A 17,848-nucleotide genomic window follows, 5' to 3' on the forward strand; every position below is an offset into this window, starting at 1 on the left:
GAGTAGCTTGATGGTGGAAATTACCGCGGCCGAACTGAAGGCCGCAGAGTCTATTTTTGGCGACCGGCTTGAACTGGCAAAACGCTACGTTGAGCACCTGGCCACGTCCGGCACCGAACGCGGGCTGATCGGGCCCCGCGAAGTGCCCAGGTTGTGGAGCAGGCACGTGCTTAACTGTGCCGTTATTGAACGCGAGATTGCCCAGGGAAGCCACGTTGCCGACGTCGGCAGCGGGGCCGGGCTCCCGGGTCTTTGCCTGGCCATTGCGCGGCCGGACCTGGAACTAACGCTGATCGAACCGCTGGAGCGGCGGGTGATCTGGCTGCAGGAAGTCGTCGATGACCTGGGGCTCGAAAACGTCACCGTGATGCGGACCCGTGCGGAACTGGCCGTGGGCCACGTGAGCGCCGACGTCGTCACTGCCCGGGCTGTTTCTGCCCTCTCCAACCTCGCCGGGCTCACCATTCCGCTGCTCGGAGGCAAGGGCGAGGTCGTCGCCATCAAGGGGCGTAGCGCCGGCGAAGAGATCGAGAAGGCCGCCAAGGTCATCCGGAAACTCGGCGGGGTGGAGACCTCTGTTGTGGTCGTCGGCGAAGACCTCCTCGAGGAACCCACGACCGTAGTCCGAATCGTTGTGAACAAGCCTCGAAAGATTGCGTAGCACCCGCCCGGTGCCCTCGGTCTTGTTTAGGAAGAGGTTAGGCTAGTAACCGGCAGCAAAAGCCGAATGAGAGCGAGAGTGTCAAGTGAGCAGTAGCGAAGCCTCCACACAACGGATCCCCCCGTTTGTGTCCCTGGGGTCAGCACGGGCCTTTTCCGCGCCCGCGGTCGCTCACAATATCTCGTCCAAACAAGCTAAATCGGTTGCGGACGTCACTGTCGCCGCCGGCGTTTCACGTGAAACCTCCGTCGCTTCCGTCGGCAACGTCTTGGACTCGATCGACGATTCCAGCCCGATTGCCCGCGAGCTTGCGCATGAGAACAAGCGTCGGGAACGACTGCTGGGCCGTGAACTGCCGAAGCCGGAGAAGACCCGCATCTTCACCGTGTCCAATCAGAAGGGCGGGGTGGGTAAGACAACCACCACGGTCAACATCGCCGCTGCCTTGGCTGCCGCTGGCCTGAATGTGCTGGTGATCGACATCGATCCGCAGGGTAACGCCTCTACCGCCTTGGGTATAGAACACCACGCCGACGTCGACAGCATCTATGACGTCCTCATCAACGATGTGCCGCTGCAGGACGTCGTGGCACCGTGCCCGGACATCGACAAACTAATTTGCGCGCCGGCCACCATCCACCTTGCCGGCGCTGAGATCGAGCTCGTCAGCTTGGTCGCCCGTGAGCAGCGACTCCGGCGGGCCATCGATGTCTACGCCAAGGAACGCGCCAAGAACGGCGAGGAACGCCTCGATTACATCTTTATTGATTGCCCGCCGAGCCTGGGACTTCTGACAGTCAACGCCTTCTGCGCGGCCGGTGAGGTCCTCATCCCGATCCAGTGCGAGTACTACGCCCTTGAGGGACTGAGCCAGCTGCTCAAGAACATTGAAATGATCCAGAAGCACCTCAATGCCGATCTGGTGGTCTCCACCATCCTGCTGACGATGTACGACGGGCGTACCAATCTCGCGGCCCAAGTGGCAGCGGAAGTCCGTGAACACTTCCCGGAGCAGGTGCTCGGAGCTGTGGTTCCTCGGTCGGTGCGAATTTCCGAGGCGCCGAGCTATCAGCAGACCGTGATGACTTATGATCCTTCCTCCAGCGGCGCTCTTTCCTATTTGGAAGCCGCAGCGGAAATTGCTGAACGTTAGAATCTTCTCAACATTGCACTAGCCAGAGCCGGGTTGAGCCGGGCTCTTCCACTGGAGGGATTTATCCATGAGCGATAAGCGACGCGGCCTTGGCCGTGGACTTGGCGCACTGATTCCAAGTTCCGCCTCGGCTAACGCCTCCGGAAGCGGTTCTGCCCCGTCCCGGCCGGTGGATCTGTTTTTTCCTGAGGCCAGGAAGCGGACCCCCGACACAATGCTGACGGAAGAGACCCCGGAAGCGACGGAAGCCGCTGCAGACAAGACGACGGCGTCTTCTTCTGCGACCGCTGCCGCGGCTACGGCTGCCCCGGACGAAACTGCCGGCACGGACGAAACCGCTGCGCCGGCTGGAAAGCCTGAGCCGGTTCGCTCCGGGACGAAGACTGCGACGAAGCCTGCGACAAAGGCTGCGACAAAGAACCAGCCTGGCCCGGCCCAGACCGGCGGCGCGGCTGCGAAGAAGGCCGCAGCGCCCAAGGACTCCGCAGCCCGGAACGACTCCCGGACTGCGGGTAAGACCGACTCCCGGCCGATGCCCGCGGCGGACGCGGTTGCCGATGACAACGGCGTTGATCTGATTGAAGTTCCTGGCGTCCGTTTCGCGGAAATCCCTGTTTCGGACATCCACCCCAACCGCAAACAGCCGCGCTCCGTCTTCGATGAGGACGATATGGCGGAGCTGGTGCACTCGGTTCGTGAAATCGGCGTGCTCCAGCCAATTGTGGTGCGTACATCAACCGAAGAAGGTGGCGAACCCTACGAGCTCGTCATGGGTGAGCGCCGCTGGCGTGCCGTACAGGCCGCCGGACTCGACACCATCCCGGCGATTGTCCGCGACACCACTGATGATGACCTGCTTCGTGACGCCCTGCTCGAGAACCTCCACCGAAGCCAGCTGAATCCCCTGGAAGAGGCTGCGGCGTACCAGCAGCTGCTGGAGGACTTTGGAACCACCCATGAGCAGCTTGCTGATCGGATCGGCCGCTCCCGGCCCCAGGTCTCGAACACCCTCCGCCTGCTGAAACTCCCGCCGCTTGTTCAGCGTCGTGTAGGCGCCGGCGTGATTTCGGCCGGCCACGCTCGTGCCCTCCTTGCTCTTCCTGACGCCGCTGCGATGGAGCGGCTTGCCCAGAAGATCGTGGCAGAGGGTATGTCGGTCCGCGCCACGGAAGAGGCTGTGACGCTGTACCAGAGCCCCGCTGCGCCGACGAAGAACAACATCCCCCGTCCGGGGGCACGCCACGAACGACTCGATTACCTGGCGTCGTCGTTGTCCGACCGCCTGGACACTAATGTGAAGATTTCCCTGGGGGCCCGTAAGGGCCGCGTCAGCATCGAATTCGCCAGCGTTGAGGATCTGAACCGGATCATGGACGTTCTCACCCCTGGTGCACCGAGCTAACTCTCAGCGCATTTGCTCAAGATGGGGCCTGTTTCACGTGAAACAGGCCCTTTTTTGTGTGTTTGCCGGCATACAGTTTCCCGAATTGCCATTCTGGGCAACCGCTCGGTTTGTGCGCACTTGGACGTTCCAGGTGTGGATCATCCACCCACAGATACCTGCCAACGCTGGCGGGCCGGCCCGGTGACCCCTCTCGGCCCTCCCGTGGGCACGCAGGGCCCGTCGGTTCCGTTCGTGGCGCTCCGCGTGTGCTCGGCGGCAGCTGGGACGTCTCCATTGCCCTACAGGGCGCGCGCCGGGACGGCCTGTGCTCTGGGATGGTCTCAAGTACGGGCCAAGGTGCTGCAGAACGCAGGAACGCACTGCAGAGCGGAGCAACGTACGTAAGGCCCGTGCGGGGCGGGAGTGATGGTCCCTTTAGCGCCTTCGGTCGTTCATCGGGCCCGGTTGTCGAGCCCGCCGGCCAGGCGGCTGTGAACTTGCATGAACAACAACGCGCCGCAATGACCTCAGCTGCCAGGTGGAGGGGTTACATATTTGCGCGGGCCCACACAGTATGTTTCACGTGAAACACGTGGGACGAGAGGGGCAATGTAGCCGCGACGCGCGCAGTCCCGCAGTGTGGGACCAACGGGGCAAGGCGGACCACCAAAAGTACCGGGTTGGCGGCACCTTCGGCATTATGTCGCGACGTTAGCAAGTCCTGTGTGGGCGGGTGGCAATAGTTGGATACGCCCAAGTCGCACCAACGGCCCCGGTGTGGTCGGTACGAGCCGATCACGAGGCCGGATCGGCGTCCTGCCGTCCTTACGAGCTTGTTTTGGCCTCCCGATGGATGCCATGATGGGGGCTCAACCGCAGCGGCTTGCCTGTTTGATTGTCTTGCTGTTGTTCCCCTAGCAGCCCAACTTGGGCATCTCCGTTGCGTTGCTCGGTCCACGTTGGGCGGCTGGCGCAGCCTCCTAACCGCAGTAGTAGTGAGCCGCGGTCGCTCTCGCCGGCAGTCACAGCTCACGGTAGGAGCGCCGCGGAGGGGATCGGACGTTGGCCGCCGTCGCTCCATTATCTTCGGGTGTTTCACGTGAAACATTCCGAGGGTGCGGACTCCCAATAACGAGGGCTGGATCAGGTTCGCCGACGACATTGTGTCGGTTGATGGAATCACGCCAACGGAAACTATCCCCGCAAGTCTGAGTGGCACCACGTTGAGGGCGGTTTGGACTTAGCGCGGCCCGAGCTCAGCCGAGAAAGGGCCCCGATGCCGCATTGGGGCCGGGTACGGTGCTCAATCGCGTCTGCACTCCCCCTCCCGTACCGGAACCTGGGTATGCGTTAGTGTTCGTCGAATGTCGGTGAGCATGGCTCAATCCGTCGAGGTGGCGCCCAAGCGCCTGGGCTACGACCTCTTGGCTGGCCGCATTAGACATGCGCCAACCCACGGACCCGGCCTTGGGAGATGCATTTGCGCCGGCCCAAGGACCCGGTGGTAGGAGGTGCGTGCGTGGCGCCGAACGAACCCCGCCGCAGGAAAAGCTTTTCGGCGGTATGGGGTCGCGCGTGTCGTGAGACCTCACCGGCCCTACCGCGTGCTCTTCCTGGCCATGACGAAGCTCCCCACTCCGCCGGTAGACGGCAGGTGGCTGCTGACTTCGCTGGATCGTCCAGTACGGCAGGCGGAGATGCCCGGATTCAGGCAGCAGCTGAGCCTCCCAGGCGCAGTGGCGACCCGTGGTGACGGCACAGACTGGATGTGTGGGACGATGCTGCGCGGTGTGCGGGGCAGTAGCTATTGACTCCCCCGTCCTCCCCCTCGCACCGTAGACTGTCCCGTCGACCAGCCGCGACGCCGGGTCGAGCGTCAATGTGGCATCCGGCCGGAGCGGGAGCAATGCATCTCTTAGACACCCTCTTGGCACGGCCGGGCATATTCCTGGATCGGGTATATCCGCTGTGAGTCGGTCGGCTTTCCTCGATGCGGGCTGCGAAGCCATCGTAGGTCCACTCTCCCCAATGCCGTTGCCGGCAGGGCTAGTGCTCTACTTGATAGCTCTCCGGTCGGAGATTCCACTGCTGGCGGTGCACCGGCACTCGTCGCAGGCTGTAACTGGAGCGGTGGATATCGCTGTGGATAACTTTGTGGATTAGTTCCCGGCGTCAGTGGACAGTGGGACCTGGAGGCAGGTCTGCGTCTTGGCCACATAACGCGCCGGTCGATGGCCCGCCGTGTTTGGCCATATTGTTTCACGTGAAACACAGCGCTCCACATGCGGTCGCCACGGATGAAGACCGAAAATGCTTATAAAATCCACATAGTCTGGTTAAATTTACGGCCGTCCAGCGCAATGCTGAGTGGTGAAGCAGGCCGTCCGATGTCTCCGGATCTGGCGTGCTGAAAGCAGGGTGCCTGTCGACGCCTACATTTGAGCCTTGACAGCCCAGAGGCTGGTGCCAAAGGCCCTGTGGATAGCGCTGTGCGTAATGTCTCAGTGCTCTGTGGATAACTGTGTGCATAACTTCTGTGGGGAAGAAGCTGTGAACTCGCTCGTTCCCTCTCACTCAACACCCGGTCAGTACTACAGCGATCGGGATCTCAAGATCATGGGCAGGCCCAGCCAGGTAGGACAGCGTCCGCAGCTGCTGTCCCAATTCGATCGTAGGGACGCTCTCGGTCCCGTAGGGGCTATGACAGATCGTGGGACCCCGCCCGGCAGGAACGGTCGCTTCGCCATGGGTCCTACTGCACACGGACACTCCAGACCTCGAGCACGGTTCCTGCGCTCGTACCTCTCTGGGCTGGCCATTTGGCGGAGGGGTTGCTACGGCTTCCGCCCAAGGATGACGTCCTCCCCAGTGTCTGGCGTCGTGTACTTGCTTCCCGAGGAGCATGTGAGTCCCGTGCCGGCCGCGTACGCGAGGGCGCACTGGGCGATGCCTGCGCTGTTGCTTCGCCGTACAGAAGTCCTCCGGGAGCAATTCAATGCACGTCGTCGGGCTGGCGTCCGGGCCCGTGCCGGAGGGCCGCAGTCGCCCAGCTGACGAGAGCGATCCGGGCCTGCACTTGTCCTGGTGAGCTTTCGGGCCTGGCTCCCGGTAGTGGCCATAGTCTTCTTCGTTGAGTCCAGATTCTGGCTGCGAGATTTGGTATAGATCGTCGGACTATAACGGCCGGTCGATTGGTTTGAGTCAGACCGCGGATCCCTCACGGTGCTTGCGAACGCAGGTAGCCAAGCGCCGAAGATGCCTTCCGCAGCCACCACGGCCCGCTCTCCGGAGTGTCGCCGGAAATCATTGCGCCCCCCGCCTTCCGATCATGTCCGTCCTGTCAGCGGGCCTTCCCCAGAGTTTGCTGCCCGAGTGGCAGGCCAGCGTCATATCCCCATCGATAGCCTTGCGGTGAACGTAGCGCCTGCCAGGGTGCGGATGGTGCTGCGCAGGAATGGGACCGAACTGCCCGTAGTCCCCTGGCGCCGAGGGCAGGTGCCTTCCCGGCAAGATATTCATCCGCCTATCCAAGGAGCTTAGGAGGTGTCGAACGTAGGGCGGTCGCTTGAGCGCTACCACCTCGAAGCTGACCGGTAGCCGGAAGGCGTCTTCGGCGATTCATCGTAGAGGCTGTGCGTCGTGGAATGCGTTTGCTGGCGGACCTATGGCGGCTGCTCGTCACTGCCCCGGCGGAGACCCAGTGGGTGGAAAAGAACTGCCAAGGGGTTCCTAGGCGGTGGTAGTGGGGGTGGGCGAGCGGGGGTTTCACGTGAAACATGGTCGGACGGGCTGAGCGTTGGGAAGCGGTGGGATGCCTGTGATCGGTGCTGAGGTACTTCCGCAGCGCGGAGGGAAGGAAGGTCGATGGCCAGTTTGCTGCGTAGACGGGTCCCTACGCTGGGTGTTTCTTGTTTCGTTTTCGCTGGCGTTTGGCGGCATCTCATGGAATGGGACCGCGAGACGGCGGCTGGCTAGGAGCTGCATTGCGGGTGAGCGCACGGTGCCACCACGCGCCCGAGGTCCCCATAGCGGGGTATCGATAGTGAACTACCGTTACAGCTCAAACAGAAGAGCGGAAGGATGTAGGGTTGCTCTCGTTCTGGGGTAGCGGCGATAGATTGTTCGACGTGTCCGAAGGATCATGTTTCACGTGAAACATGATGCGGCGGCGTGGAACGTGCATTGATGCAGCAAATGGGCCCGGCGCTAGGATCTCGGTCCTGTGCGATCGTTTATCAACACCTTCATCAGGGATATAGATCGCCCTATCCACGCTCCAACCGGCGGAATGCTCGCGTGCGGTGACACTGTGTTGAGATGCAGCTGCGGCAATTTTGGACAGCATCTCTGTCCCCTTCCAACGTCCTGGGGCCCTGTGCACTAGGGGCCCTGCAATGCACGGTTTCGAAGGTGGCGCTGGCGAAGACGCGCAAACACGGAACCTCTCGGAACCAGCAACCGGACAACGGTTTCACGTGAAACATGACCATGCCCGGCGGCGGTAGCACATCAGGAAGGGCGGGGACCGCGCAAGTTTAGATCTTCGACCCAATACAGCTATGAAGATCGGTACAAAGGGGCCAATTCCGACCCCGATTGGTTGCTTTTGCACCACGCCCGCCCCACCAGCACGTGAAGGTCGTGTTTCACGTGAAACATTGCTCACGGCGCACGGATTCGTACCGCGCAATGCGGGAAGCGCTCCATTCACACGAGTCACCACGCACACTGCTGATCTAGCCGGAGGATGCCGCAGCTTGGCGTCGCGCAGCTCGGGGTGGGAAGCGCCGACACAACGTTGGGATTCCGAGCCCGCGCCGTCGGCGAGCCACAGCCAGCTCCCCGTGCGTACACCTCGAACGGCAATCTCGCGCCTACCCCTGGTAGGGCCCGGTACTTGCACAGAATCGCGTGCTATCTTGGCCAAAACTAACGCATCAAACAACAGAATAGTGTTGCTTTCCAGCAGCAGGCCCGAAGATCTTCACGGAGGTGGCGTGGGACAGGCCCGGGCCGGTCCGGAGGTACACAGGCGAACTCCTCAAGAGGGGCAGCTCCGGCGGCGGCAGGCAACCCTGCCCAACTCCGGCATGCACCCGGCGGCCTAGTCCGCCTGGCCGCCTAGTCAGCCCGACGGACTAGGCCTGGTGCAGACTCGGCCCGGCCATCCAACGGCCGACCTGGTCCTCTGTCCGCCCACTCCCCGCCCGCCCGGGCATCTACCTGCCGCCAAGACTCCGTGGCATAAGCCCATGCTCTTGATCGCCGCACGCACCCAAGTAATTGCTCCCTCCGGCACGCAGCCGCAGAGTGGGTTAGCCCGTCAGACGTGGCCTCCCGAGCTTCGGCCCTTCAATCCGGCTGGCCGGCACAGGACAGTGCGGAGCCCCGCGGTGCCGGCAACCAAAAAACGCTGGCCCCTACTCAGTGAGTGGAGGCCAGCGTTACGGCCGGCCCCATGATCGGGCCGGCCGGGACGTTCGTTACGGGCTAGGACAGCACGTCTGCGAATTCCTTTTCAAAGAACTGCTTCGGCCTGGCGCCGATGACTGTGCTCTTCACTTCCCCACCCTGGAACAGGTACACGGCCGGGATGGAGGTGATGCCGTACTCAGCAGCGATGGCCGGGTTGTCATCGACGTTCACCTTGACGACGTTGACCTTCTCGCTGTACTCGACCGAGATCTCGTCGAGGATCGGCCCAAGCTTGCGGCAGGGACCGCACCATTCGGCCCAGAAGTCCACGATGACGGGCTTGTCGGCTCCCAGCACGTCGGTGCTGAAGCTAGCGTCTGTTACATCTTTAGCGTTGCTCATAACCTTGTCTTTCTCTTAGATGCTTGCCGTTCGCCGATCAGGCGGGGAGGTCTGCGAGGTAGTGTTCGACGTCGAGCGCGGCGACACAGCCCGAACCCGAAGCGGTGATGGCCTGGCGGTAGGTCGGGTCGATGACGTCACCGGCAGCGAAGACGCCCTTGACGCTGGTCTTGGAAGTACGGCCCTGGACGGCAATGGTGCCTTCGGGTGAAAGATCCAGTTTGCCTTTGACGAGGTCAGTGCGGGGATCATTCCCGATCGCAACGAAGACTCCAGTCACGGCGAGCTCGGTTTCGGTGCCGTCAATGAGGTTCTTCAACCGCAGGCCGGTGACTTTGTCGCCTCCCAAAACGTCTTCTACGCCGCTGTTCCAGATGAAGTTGATCTTCTCGTGGGCGAGGGCGCGGTCGGCCATGATCTTCGAAGCGCGGAGGGTGTCGCGGCGGTGAACCACAGTGACGGACTTCGCGAACTTGGTCAGGAACAGCGCCTCTTCCATTGCCGAGTCACCGCCGCCGATGACGGCAATGTCCTGATCCTTGAAGAAGAAACCGTCGCAGGTTGCGCACCAGCTCACGCCGTGGCCCGAGAGTCGTTTTTCGTTCGGAAGGCCAAGCTCGCGGTAGGCAGAGCCGGTCGACAGAATGATGGACCGCGCCTGGAAGGTCTCCCCCGTGCCGATGGTGACGGTTTTGATGTCGCCCTCGAGATCCAGTTCGGTGACGTCCTCAAACTGGATTTCCGTGCCAAAGCGCTCGGCCTGCTTTTCGAAGTTTTCCATGAGGTCCGGGCCCATGATGCCATCCGGGAAGCCGGGGTAGTTCTCGACGTCGGTGGTGTTCATCAGCTCTCCACCGGCGGTGACGGAACCTGCCAGGAGCAGCGGCTTCAGGTTGGCGCGCGCCGTGTAGACCGCGGCGGTGTAGCCTGCGGGCCCGGAGCCGACGATGATGACATCACGTACTTCGGACGCGGTGTTTTCTGCGTTGCTCACTAAACGGTGAACCTCTTCCTTTGTCGATGCGCCCGCCTGGGTGGCCGGCCACATGGCACAACTAATGTGGGCAGCTGAATATTCCACCCACACCGGGCGCGGCACAGCCGCGCCCACCACTCAGGGTACCGGTAGCCACGGGTTTGGACCGTTTGCTTTCCCGCGGTTACGGCCTGGGACGTGGGGCAGTTACTGGATCTTGATCTCGGCCAGGCGCAGGCCGTAGCCGTAGCGGGTCTTGGGTGCGGCCAGCTTGGGCAGGCTCTTGATGGCAACGATCACGTACTGTGCCTTGACCGGTTCCTGCAGCGGCATGGTGAGCTCCGGGGACGTGAAGCTGTTGCTGCCCACCTGCTTGGCGCCGTCGAGCGTGGGACGGTCGTTGGTGAAGATGCTGATGTTGCCGCCCGACGCGCCGAGCTGGCTCAAGGTCACCGAGGAGATCTGGGCCGGGCCCTTCAGCTTGACGACGAGCGGTACGCCGTCGGGAGCGAAGCCGCCCCAGCCGTCGGTGGCAAATTCCATGTCGGACCAGTAGCTGGCGGCGTTGCCGTCGTAGGTCTTGACCAGGTCGCCGTCGTAGGTAGCGGCGAAGTCGAAGTTGCCCTGCCGGGTGACTGACTCGATAGCGGGGGGAACCGCGGCCGGCGGCGCGCTCTGGGTAGCGGAGGGCGTGTCCGACTTCGTAGGCGCGCTGGTGGACGCCGTGGTCTTGGCGGCCTGGGGCGTGCTGCCCTTGAAGAGGCCGCCAAGGTTGGTGACGGCGAAGATCAAGCCAATGACCAGCACGGCGGCCAGCAGGGCGCCGACGAGCCAGCGCAGGGACCGCGGTTCGCGCCGGGGTGCGTCGTCGTCATCATCGTTGTCGTAGTCGTCGTAGCGGTCCTCGGAGGCACTCTTCTTCGCGAAAGCCGGGAAGCTTCCCGCCGCGCGACCTTCGCCGGCGCCCTTCGCACTGGCTGCCTGCATCGCCATCGTCCGCTGATCAGGCTGGGCGTCGTCGTAATCGTCGTCCTCCCAGCGGGAGACCTTCGGCGCCTCGGGGGCGGCCTCGCTCGGGACGGGCTGTGCGGCCTGAACGGGCTGGGCGGCCGTTGGCTGCGCGGTAGCTTCCTGCGGCGCAGTCTTCGGGGAGCTCGAAGCGTTGGCCGCGGCAGCACCGGCGGCGGCCCCGGCAGCTGCCGCTCCGGCACCACGGGCGCCGGCGGCCGGCGAGGCCGTCGGCGGAGCAGGAACGCGCTGCGCGGGCGCCGCCGACGTCGGGGGCAGCTGCCCGGCCTGGCGCTGCTGCTCTCCGTAGTTGATGTACCCGGCGTCGACTTCCTCGTCGTCGTAGAGTCCGTCGTAGGTCTCAGGTTCGTTGGAGCGTGGCTGGCCGAAGATTTCGCTGCCCAGCGTGTCGGTGAAGAAAGGCTCGACGTAGGGCGGGTTGGAACTCACCACGAGGTCCAGCAGGTCCGCGGCCGAAGTGTGGTTGGTGATCAGGTAGGTGGCAGCGTCGCTGACTCCAAGGTCAAGGATCTGGACGTGGCCGGGCCGCTCGCCGGTCGCCACTTCGCGGGCGCTCTGGGCGACCTGGTCGGCGTTGCCCGGGCCGGCTACGAGGATGCTCACCGGCCGATTCAGTACCTGATCCACTCCGTCCAGCACCAGATCCTGGTCATGCGAGGTCAGAACCATGGCAGTGACCTTGTAGCGGCCGCCAAGTACTGATCCGACATCGATCGGGTGGGACACGGGCTCCTCCTAGACTGTCCGGGAACTGCCGGCCTCGGCGACTTCGTCAGTCACCTAAGGCCCCCGGTAAAGCCGGTTGACCCTTGGTCTGCAACTCCCCTTGTTAGTCTTCGATCCTAGCCGATGCAGTGTCCGCGCCGCGTGATCCCGGCGCCGGGCGCATGAAAGGCGTCATTTCTTCCTTCGCCGGTCGAACGGGAAGTAAGGGTTGTGACCGGCCTGGCCCTGGTAGGTCCGGCGCCCCGGCAGCGGAATTTCGGCACGGCCCTGGCTGCCCTGGGCGGTGCCGGGGAGTTCCTCCTCGGGAAGGTAACCGCCGTCGGCCGCCCAGCCCCGGACATCCCCGCTACCCAGGTCGGGGCCGGCACGGAAGGAGGCGGCGTCGAATTCGCCCGAGATCCGGGGAATCAGGCCGGTATCCACCGATGTGGTGGCGCGTTCCGGCGCCGGGCGGGGCGGTGCCGGAACTTCGCGCGCGACGGCTTCACCGGCGCCCGCTTCGGCTCCAAGCTCCGGCGCGGTTTCCGGGCCGGGGGCGGCGGGAGTGCGCCGCAGGCGGCCCAGCAGCGGCTGCAGCAGGTCCTGCAGTTCCGTAACCCGGAGGACTTTCAGCAGGACAAAGTAGACGGCCAGCATGACGGGCCCGACGACGACGACCGTCACCAGGGCTGCGGGCCGGCTGCTCCAGGCGAAGCCGTCGGCCTGGTAGCTGCCCATCAGCCACAGGGCGCCAGCGCCGGCGATGGCCGAGCCGAGCGCGGCGTAGCCCATGCGGATATAGGAGCTGGCCACACGCGGACCGTCGAGGTGCCCGAGGAGCCGGCGCAGGAAGAAGGCGCTGACCATGACCGAGAGGATGTTGCCGCCGGTGTAGAGAACCGCGATCGCGAAGATGATCTGGTCAAAGGGCAGGAACTGGATGAAGAACGCCGACACCACGTTGACCAGGGCCAGCACCAGCTGGATGAAGAACGGGGTCCGCGCATCCTCGTTCGCGTAGAACACCCTGGACATCATGAAGTTCGCGCTCATGAACGGGGTGCTGAGCGCCAGGATGGTGAGCGTCTGGGCCAGCATGACGCCGTCCTGTTTGTGGCCGCCCGAGAAGAACATGCCCAGCGGTCCCGCGAGGGCGAAGAGCGCCAGTGCGCCGAAGACCGTGGCGACGGCCATGGTGCGCAGGCCATGGGACAAGGCCCGCCGGAGCTCGGCCCGGTTGCCGTCCTGGGAGGCGCGGGTCATGCGGTTGAACAGCACCGTGGCCAGCGAGAGCGCAATGATGGAGTGCGGGAGCAGGTAAAGCTGGCTGGCCACTTCGAGCACGGCGTTGCCGGGCAGGGTTGCCGCCGTGGCGTGGTCCCCCGCGCGTTCCAGCCGGAGCCGCTCGGCACCCGGGATCGTGGCGATGCGCATGACATAGAGGAACGCCAGCTGCCCCGCGGCCGCGGTGGCCAGCGTCCACACACTCAGTTTCGCTGCCTGGCCCAGGCCCACCCCGCGCCAGCCGAAACGCGGCCGCAGGCCCAGCCGCAGCCGGAAGACCGGGACCAGCAGGATAGCGGTCTGCGCCACCACGCCAATCGTGGAGAACCCCGCCACCAGGAAGGTCTGGAAAGAGCCCCAGTTGTCGAGCGTGTGCGGATTTATTTCGTTGGCGCCAAGGATTCCGATGAACATGCCCAGGCCGGCAATCGCGACAATATTGTTCAGGATCGGCGCCCACATGGCCGGACCGAAGGCGCCGTTGGCGTTGAGTACCTGGGTGAGCAGGGCGTACAGGCCGTAGAAGAAGATCTGCGGAAGGCACCAGAACGCAAAGGCCACAGCCAGCGACTTCTGCTGCGGCGAATAGCCCTGTGTGGTCAGTTCAATCACCCACGGCGCAAGGAGGGTCACCAGCAGCGTCAGGGAAAGCAGCACGACAACGGCCAGGGTCAGCAGGCGGCTGATGTAGTCCGCCCCGCGGTCCGGCGCCTTGCTGGCCTTGATGATCTGCGGCACCAGGACGGCATTGAACACCCCGCCGGCCACCAGCAGGAAGATCAGGTTTGGCAGGTTGTTGGCGTTGATGAAGGTGTCGGTGACCGTGGAGCCGAGGCCCAGGGCGGCTCCCAGCATCCAGGTCTTGCCGAAGCCCAGGAAACGCGAAACCAAGGTTCCGGCGGCCATGACGGCGCTGGACCGCGCCTCTCCGGCGTGGGCGGCCTGAGGGGCGGCAGTACCGGAGGTGACGGACTTTTCGGAATGGGGCTTGGCGGCAGACATTATCTTCATCGTCTCACCCGGGCGCGCCTTTGTGCGTAATCCGGACTCCCGGGCGGCGCGGGTTGCCGGCCGTCCGGCCGCCGGTGGTCCGGCGCGGAGAGGCCGCAGCCGGAAGCCTTAGCGGTGTTCGGGCAGGACTTCCCGGGCGAGGTCCGCGATGCGGCGCTCATTCGGAAAGGAGAGCTTGCGGGCGAGCTCGTGGATGGGGACCCAAGCGACGTCCACCGCTTCCTGGTCCGGATCGTTCTCGATCGTCAGTTCCCCGCCGGTGGACTGCAGCAGATAGTGATGGACGGTCTTGTGGACGCGGTGCCCGCTGACGGTAAACCAGTAATCGATGCTGCCGAGCGGTGCGAGGATCTTGCCCTCGATCCCGGTTTCCTCCGCAATTTCGCGGACCGCGGCTTCCTCGTTGCTTTCCTTGCCCTCCGGGTGGCCCTTCGGCAGGCACCATTCGAGGCGGCCGCCCCGGTTGAGGCGCGCGATGATGGCGACCCGCAACTCGGCGTCGGAGGTGTCCACCACGACGCCGCCGGCGGAGATTTCCTCGACGGTCGGCAGGGAAGCCTGTCCCGGGTGCTGCGCAGGCGCGACGTTGGCACCGATTGCCGATGGCAACGGTGCGTTTGTCCTCCTGCCGGGAGCGCTCGGTACGGGATGGGCCATGAAGTCCACTCTAACGACTCTTGCCCGGACTTGATGACCTAAACATGACAGGAAAGTGGCCGGGCGGAAAACTGGATTGACGCATCCGTCTCTTCGCACCGTGGCCACCGGCGGATCGAGGACCGCCATGGTGTGGTGCTGGCCGGGATTTCTGACAAGCTTAAGAGACTATGGCGCACGCACATCACCAGACTGACTCCCACACTGTCGATTTCCAGGTAGATCCGGTGGTCCTCGAGCTTGGGCAGCGCTTTGTCGACGCCGGTCACGAACTCTCCCTGGTGGGCGGACCCGTCCGCGATCTCTTCCTGGGCCGGGTCTCGCCGGACCTGGACTTCACGACGGACGCGACGCCGGACCAGACGGTTGCGCTGATCAAGAAGTGGGCGGACAACTACTGGGAGATCGGGCGCGCCTTCGGGACGATCGGCATGCGCAAAGCCGGGTTCCAGATCGAGATCACCACCTACCGCGCGGAGGCCTACGATCCGGAATCGCGCAAGCCCGTGGTGGCGTTTGGATCCTCGCTCACCGATGACCTGCTGCGCCGCGACTTCACCATCAACGCCATGGCCCTGCGGCTGCCGACGCTGGAGCTGGTGGATCCGTTCGGCGGCGTCCGGGACCTGCACTCCTCCACGCTCGCGACTCCCGGCTCGCCGGAGGACTCCTTCTCCGATGACCCGCTGCGGATGATGCGCGCCGCCCGCTTCGCCGCCCAGTTGGGCGTGAGCGTGCACCCGGACGTGCGCCAGGCGATGACGAAAATGGCCGAGCGGATCAAGATCATCTCCGCCGAGCGCGTGCGGGACGAACTGGTCAAGCTCATCTGCGCCGCCCGGCCCCGGACCGGCGTGGACCTGCTGGTGGAGACGGGGCTGGCGGAATTCGTGCTGCCCGAGGTCTCCGCCCTGCGCCTCGAATCCGATGAGCACCACCGCCACAAGGACGTGTACCAACACTCCCTGCAGGTCCTGGAACAGGCCGCGGCGCTGGAATCGGAGGCTGACGGGCCGGTGCCCGGCCCTGACTTCGTGTTGCGGTTCGCTGCCCTCATGCACGACGTCGGGAAGCCCGCCACGCGCCGCTTCGAGCCCGGCGGGGCGGTGAGCTTCCGCCATCACGACATGGTGGGGTCCAAACTCACCTCGAAGCGGATGAAGGCGCTCCGCTTCGACAACGACACCATCAAGGCTGTGGCCAAGCTGGTGGAGTTGCACATGCGCTTCTACGGCTACGGCGATGCGGGCTGGAGCGACTCGGCGGTCCGCCGCTACGTCACCGACGCCGGCCCGCTGCTGGAGCGCCTGCACCGGCTGACCCGCTCGGACGTGACCACCCGCAACCAGCGCAAGGCCGAGAGGCTCGCCTTCGCCTACGACGACCTTGAGGCGCGCATCGCCGCCCTGCGCGAGCAGGAGTCCCTCGAGGCCGTCCGCCCCGACCTCGACGGCGGCCGGATCATGGCGCTGCTGGGGCTCAAACCGGGGCCCGTGGTGGGGCGGGCCTACAAGTTCCTGCTGGAGGAACGGATGGAACACGGACCGCTGGAGCCAGCCGTGGCCGAAGCCAAGCTGCACGAATGGTGGGCGGCGCAGCCGGAAGCTGCCGCCGTCGACGTTTCCCCAACAGAGGAGTCCTAAGTGATTGCACCTTCCAACGCCCCCCGCCCGCAGCTCTGGATCCTGCGCCACGGCGAAACGGAGTGGTCCAAGAGCGGGCAGTACACCGGCCTGACCGACCTTCCGCTCACGGTGGAAGGCGAGCAACAGGCCGTGGAGGCGCGGAAGGTGCTCGACGCCGTCGACTTCGACCTCGTCCTGACCTCGCCGCTGCGCCGGGCACGACGGACCGCGGAACTCGCGGGATTCCCGGATGCCCAGCAGGAGCCACTGGCCGTGGAGTGGGACTACGGCGAGTACGAGGGCATCAGTTCCGACCTGATCCGCAAGGACAATCCCGACTACCTGATCTGGACCCACGGGGTTCCCAACGGGGAGTCCCTCGACGACGTAGCCGCCCGCGCTGACAAGATCGTGGCCCGCGTGCTCGAGTCCGGCCTGGACAATGTGCTGATCGTGGCGCACGGACACTTCTCCCGGATCCTTACCGCCCGCTGGCTGGGACTCGACGCCCACGAGGGCCGGCACTTTGTGCTTGGAACCGCGAAAGTCTGCACGCTTGGCTGGGACAAAAAGACACCTGCCGTCGTCAGATGGGGACTATAAAACCCCGCTTGGAAAAGTTTTTGCAGAATCTTTATGAATTCTGTGGCCAACGGGCACATTCATGATGTATTTTTATTCCTGACCCCAGAGCGACTTGCCGGGGTCACGGCGCGCGTCGCCCGGCCAGTCAGCCGGAGCCACGGCAGAACAGAAAAGGAGGTTGGGAAAATGATTACTTTGACTAGCGGATGGATGTACACCTTCACCGCCACCCCGGCCTCTGTCGTTGCCGCGCGCCCGAAAGTCGGACTGCCCGCCTGCTGATTTCCGCGCTCCCGGCCTGAAGCCGGCGCAGAAGGATTGCCAGGTCCATCCCTCCGGGGTGGCCTGTACGGAACGGTCTGACCCAGCGGAACCACGCGGTTGCGCAACATCCCCATAGTTCGGAACCCAGCTTCTTGTTGGGGTTGCGGCGCCATGCGTCCAGGGGCCATTCTTCCGCTTTGCGGAATCCCTCAATTAATACCGGGCATTTCTTTGCCTAATTAGGGTCTTATTCTTCCATTTCCAGGGGCCTTAATTGTCATGCCCAATTACTTTCCATTTCCGAAAGCAACGAAAGGTCAACCGTGACTATCGCAACGAGCTCCACCGCCCGCGCCGCCACCCGTCGGGGCCCGCGGAACCAACGTCTCCACCATGACTTCCGAGGGGAGGTGACCACCATGATCCGAAAACTGCAGGACGTACTGATCTTCAACTCGCACCCGGTGCGCAAGGACAAGACGCAGTTCAACGCCCAGCTGCTTGAGCAGCGGCGCGAAGACATCTTCCTCGCCATGCACCAGATGGGACTGATCCGCTGATGACAAGCATCGGAACCGATCCGCAAGGAGCTCACGCGGCGACGCGTGGGCTCCCCCATTTAACCGCCGTTCTTGCCGCCGTGGCCATCCGCGGACTTGCATCCGGGTCCTGCCGCCGCACAGTACGGCGGCCCCGG

Annotated in this window: 11 protein-coding genes; 6 read left to right on the forward strand and 5 right to left on the reverse strand. The window is 64.2% G+C overall.

The features are described 5' to 3' along the window. The first annotated feature begins 10 nt into the window (after positions 1-10). The 3 genes from rsmG (at position 11) to AC1DB8_RS15145 (ending at position 3,216) form a co-directional block, all read left to right on the forward strand. Positions 11-661 (forward strand): 16S rRNA (guanine(527)-N(7))-methyltransferase RsmG, encoded by a 651-nt coding sequence (gene rsmG, locus AC1DB8_RS15135; protein WP_476893473.1) that lies wholly within the window; start codon positions 11-13, stop codon positions 659-661. An 85-nt stretch (positions 662-746) separates the two neighbouring features. Further along, complete coding sequence (locus tag AC1DB8_RS15140) at positions 747-1,814, forward strand: ParA family protein (protein ID WP_441419139.1); 1,068 nt, start codon at positions 747-749, stop codon at positions 1,812-1,814. 67 nt (positions 1,815-1,881) lie between these two features. Then, complete coding sequence (locus AC1DB8_RS15145) at positions 1,882-3,216, forward strand: ParB/RepB/Spo0J family partition protein (RefSeq protein ID WP_476893474.1); 1,335 nt, start codon at positions 1,882-1,884, stop codon at positions 3,214-3,216. Between the two features lie 5,472 nt (positions 3,217-8,688). Here the strand turns inward: AC1DB8_RS15145 and trxA are convergent. The 5 genes from trxA to AC1DB8_RS15170 form a co-directional block, all read right to left on the reverse strand. Then, positions 8,689-9,015, reverse strand: coding sequence for a thioredoxin (trxA, locus tag AC1DB8_RS15150; protein ID WP_441419141.1), 327 nt, complete (start codon positions 9,013-9,015; stop codon positions 8,689-8,691). Positions 9,016-9,052: 37 nt separating this feature from the next. Beyond that, positions 9,053-10,009 (reverse strand): thioredoxin-disulfide reductase, encoded by a 957-nt coding sequence (gene trxB, locus AC1DB8_RS15155; RefSeq protein ID WP_476893475.1) that lies wholly within the window; start codon positions 10,007-10,009, stop codon positions 9,053-9,055. A 189-nt stretch (positions 10,010-10,198) separates the two neighbouring features. Next, the gene (locus AC1DB8_RS15160) at positions 10,199-11,746 is read right to left on the reverse strand and encodes an ABC transporter substrate-binding protein (protein WP_476893476.1); all 1,548 of its coding nucleotides are present in this window, start codon (positions 11,744-11,746) and stop codon (positions 10,199-10,201) included. Between the two features lie 171 nt (positions 11,747-11,917). Then, positions 11,918-14,011: a murein biosynthesis integral membrane protein MurJ gene (murJ, locus tag AC1DB8_RS15165; RefSeq protein ID WP_476893477.1), complete on the reverse strand. Its 2,094-nt coding sequence runs from the start codon at positions 14,009-14,011 to the stop codon at positions 11,918-11,920. A 117-nt stretch (positions 14,012-14,128) separates the two neighbouring features. Further along, positions 14,129-14,677, reverse strand: coding sequence for an NUDIX hydrolase (locus AC1DB8_RS15170; protein ID WP_441419144.1), 549 nt, complete (start codon positions 14,675-14,677; stop codon positions 14,129-14,131). Positions 14,678-14,847: 170 nt separating this feature from the next. On the opposite strand from AC1DB8_RS15170, the gene AC1DB8_RS15175 reads away from it, so the two are divergent. The 3 genes from AC1DB8_RS15175 (at position 14,848) to AC1DB8_RS15185 (ending at position 17,711) form a co-directional block, all read left to right on the forward strand. Next, the gene (locus AC1DB8_RS15175; RefSeq protein WP_441419145.1) at positions 14,848-16,320 is read left to right on the forward strand and encodes a CCA tRNA nucleotidyltransferase; all 1,473 of its coding nucleotides are present in this window, start codon (positions 14,848-14,850) and stop codon (positions 16,318-16,320) included. Beyond that, positions 16,321-16,905, forward strand: coding sequence for a histidine phosphatase family protein (locus AC1DB8_RS15180; protein ID WP_441419146.1), 585 nt, complete (start codon positions 16,321-16,323; stop codon positions 16,903-16,905). A 665-nt stretch (positions 16,906-17,570) separates the two neighbouring features. After that, entirely contained in the window at positions 17,571-17,711 is a 141-nt protein-coding gene (locus AC1DB8_RS15185) for a hypothetical protein (RefSeq protein WP_441419147.1), read from the forward strand. The last annotated feature ends 137 nt before the right edge of the window (positions 17,712-17,848 follow it).

It is taken from the genome of Arthrobacter sp. 10N410, assembly GCF_056394945.1.